Below are 3,413 nucleotides of genomic sequence, written 5' to 3' on the forward strand. Positions count from 1 at the left end.
GGCCCAGACCACGCGGCCCTGGCTGATGGTGTGGCTGGGCACGCCGCGCACGGTCTTGCCTTCGAAGATGTTGAAGTCCACCTGCTGATGGTGGGTCTTGGCGGAAATGGTCCGCGTGCCTTGCGGGTCCCACAGCACCAGGTCGGCATCGGCACCGACGCGGATCGCGCCTTTGCGTGGGTAGAGGTTGAAGATCTTCGCCGTGTTGGTGGACGTCAGCGCGACAAATTGCTGCATCGAGAAGCGTCCGGTGTTCACCCCTTCATCCCACAACACCGCCATGCGGTCTTCGATGCCGGCGGTGCCGTTGGGGATCTTGCTGAAGTCGTCGCGGCCAGCGGCTTTTTGCTCGGCGCAGAAGCAGCAGTGGTCGGTGGCGGTGGTGTGCAGGTTGCCCGATTGCAGACCATGCCAGAGTGCTTCCTGATGGCCGCGAGGGCGGAACGGCGGGCTCATCACATAACCGGCTGCGGTTTGCCAGTCCGGATCACGGTAGACGCTGTCGTCCAGCAGCAGGTGCCCGGCCAGCACTTCGCCGTAAACCGGCTGGCCCTTGCCCCGGGCGTAGGTGATTTCATCCAGGGCTTCCTTGGTCGAAACGTGAACCAGATACAGCGGCGTACCCAGGGTTTCGGCGATGCGGATCGCCCGGCTCGCGGCCTCGCCTTCAACCTGTGACGGCCGTGACAGCGGATGCGCTTCCGGCCCGGTAATGCCTTGGGCCATCAGTTTGCGTTGCAGGTGATAGACCAGTTCACCGTTTTCCGCATGAACGGTCGGCACCGCGCCCAGTTCCAGGCAGCGTTCGAAACTCGCCACCAGGGTGTCATCGGCGGCCATGATCGCGTTCTTGTAGGCCATGAAATGCTTGAAGCTGTTAACGCCATGCTGGCTGACCAGCTCGGCCATCTCCTCGCGGACTTGTTCGCTCCACCAGGTAATGGCGACGTGAAAGCCGTAGTCCGACGCTGACTTCTCGGCCCAGCCGCGCCACTGATGGAAGGCTTCGAGCAAGGATTGCTGCGGATTGGGAATCACGAAGTCGATGATCGACGTGGTGCCGCCGGCCAGTCCCGCCGCCGTGCCACTGTAAAAGTCTTCGCTGGCTACCGTGCCCATGAAGGGCAGTTGCATGTGGGTGTGCGGGTCGATGCCGCCGGGCATCAGGTATTGACCGCTGCCGTCGAGCACTTCGGCTCCTGGAGGAACATCGAGGTTTTCGCCGATGGCCTTGATCACGCCGTCTGCGCAATACACATCGGCGCGATAACTTTCATCATGGGTAATAACGGTGGCGCCACGGATCAACAGAGACATTCCGAGTTCCTCGCAGGCATTGACCGGCTTATGCCGGTTCTAGATGTTTTATATAAAAACAGCCCGCACAGAATGATTCCTGTCAGTGCTGTCAGGAATAAACGCTAGCTGCAGTTTCCCGAATCGGCAAGAATATTTTTTATAAGCTTATATTGATATTAACTAATTGATAAATAACGACAAAATGCTGGAATCACCAAAATGGTGAGGCTGCTCACCATTTTGACGCACTTGACAGGTTCGAAATATGGTCAAGATTTCTTACGTGAAATCAGCTGTTTGAGCAGGGTCTATGATCGATGCGCAGCCATTGAAAAAAGATCAATGCACCAGATTGAGTCCTGACTGTTCGGACAACTTGGTTGGCATTCGGCCTGAGTGGCAAGGCAAGTAACCGAGGACTGCATCGATGACCCAATAAAACTGATAAACATCAGTTGTTTACAAAGTGTTTATGGAACTGCCCGATGCGCAAACGGGGCACCCGGCACGTTTATTGATGCCGCGAGCCTGCGATGAGCAAAAAAATAATTCAAAGAACAGTGGAGCGGCCATGCAACAGATCAGATCGCAAGTGACCGAGCGCGACGGCTTGTTTGAGCTGGAAGCCGGCAGCGATGTCCTCGACAGTCCCCGTTACAACCACGACATTGCACCGACCAAGGTGCGCGAACGCACCTGGAACAAATGGCACATCACCGCGCTGTGGGTGGGCATGGCGATCTGCGTGCCGACCTACACCCTCGGCGGGGTGTTGACCGCGTACTTCGGCCTGACCGTCGGTGAAGCGCTGCTGGCGATTCTGCTGGCCAACATCATCGTGCTGATCCCCCTGACACTCAACGCCTTTCCCGGCACGAAGTACGGCATTCCCTTTCCGGTGTTGCTGCGCTCGTCCTTCGGCGTGCTCGGCTCCAACATTCCGTGCCTGATCCGCGCCCTGGTGGCGTGTGGCTGGTTCGGCATCCAGACCATGTTCGGCGGCTTGGCGATTCACCTGTTCCTCGGTTCGGTGTTCGAGGGCTGGAAATCCCTGGGTGGCACCGGCGAGGTCATCGGCTTCATGGTGTTCTGGGCGCTGAACCTGTGGGTGGTGATTCGCGGCGCCGAGTCGATCAAATGGCTGGAAACCCTGTCCGCACCGCTGTTGGTGCTGGTGGGCGTAGGGCTGCTGGTCTGGGCCATGCCGAACGTTTCGATGACCGAGTTGCTGGCGATTCCGGCCAAACGTCCCGAAGGCGCCGGGGTGGCCAGTTACTTCGCCGCCGGGCTGACCGCGATGGTCGGCTTCTGGGCCACGCTGTCACTCAACATTCCGGACTTCAGCCGCTACGCAAAAAGCCAGAAGGACCAGATTGTCGGGCAGATCATCGGCCTGCCGCTGACCATGTTCCTGTTTGCCTCCCTGGGTGTGGTGATGACCGCGGCCTCGGTGAAGCTGGTGGGAGTGACGGTTTCCGATCCGGTGACTCTGATCGGTCATATCCAGAGCCCGGTGTGGGTCGCACTGGCAATGGCGCTGATCATCATCGCCACGCTGTCGACCAATACCGCGGCGAATATCGTGTCGCCGACCAATGACTTCCAGAACATCGCCCCCAAGGTGATCAACCGCACCAACGCCGTGCTGCTTACCGGATTCGTCGGATTGGCGTTGATGGCCCATGAACTGCTGAAAAAGCTTGGCCTGATCGTCTCGGATCTCAGTCTGGAAACCGTTTATTCCAACTGGTTGCTTGGCTATTCGAGCCTGCTGGGGCCGATTGCCGGGATCATGGTGGTGGACTATTTCCTGATCAAGAAACAGCAACTGGACCTTGCCGGCCTGTACCGCGATGACGTGTACCCGGCGTGGAACTGGTGCGGCTTCATGGCCTTCGGCGTGCCGGTGGTGTTGACGCTGCTGTCCCTGGGCAGCGATGCCTTCAACTGGTTCTACAGCTATGGCTGGTTCACTGGCTCGGCGCTGGGCGGGGTTATTTATTACGGGTTGAGTGTGATGCGAGTCGATCCATCGGTAGTGAAATCTCCGGTGTGACGACTGGCCTCTTCGCGAGCAAGCCCGCTCCCACATTTGGAATGCATTCCCCTGTGGG

The 3,413-nt window shown here is 58.6% G+C and carries 2 protein-coding genes; one reads left to right on the forward strand and one right to left on the reverse strand.

What is annotated here, in order from left to right; translation table 11 throughout:
• On the reverse strand, positions 1 to 1,317 hold a 1,317-nt coding region (hydA, locus tag ACCD00_RS30340), incomplete at its 3' end, for a dihydropyrimidinase (RefSeq protein ID WP_413428880.1).
• A gap of 553 nt (positions 1,318 to 1,870) precedes the next feature.
• On the opposite strand from hydA, the gene ACCD00_RS30345 reads away from it, so the two are divergent.
• Positions 1,871 to 3,355 (forward strand): NCS1 family nucleobase:cation symporter-1, encoded by a 1,485-nt coding sequence (locus tag ACCD00_RS30345; protein ID WP_413428881.1) that lies wholly within the window; start codon positions 1,871 to 1,873, stop codon positions 3,353 to 3,355.
• The last annotated feature ends 58 nt before the right edge of the window (positions 3,356 to 3,413 follow it).

Origin of the sequence: Pseudomonas sp. Pseusp3 (assembly GCF_047304225.1) — a bacterium.
Classification (GTDB): Bacteria; Pseudomonadota; Gammaproteobacteria; order Pseudomonadales; family Pseudomonadaceae; genus Aquipseudomonas; species Aquipseudomonas fluorescens_CD.

What these genes read in the sequence shown, in the direction of transcription:
- ACCD00_RS30345 (WP_413428881.1), top strand. Translation starts at nt 1,871, where the DNA reads ATGCAACAGATCAGATCGCAAGTGACCGAGCGCGACGGCTTGTTTGAG.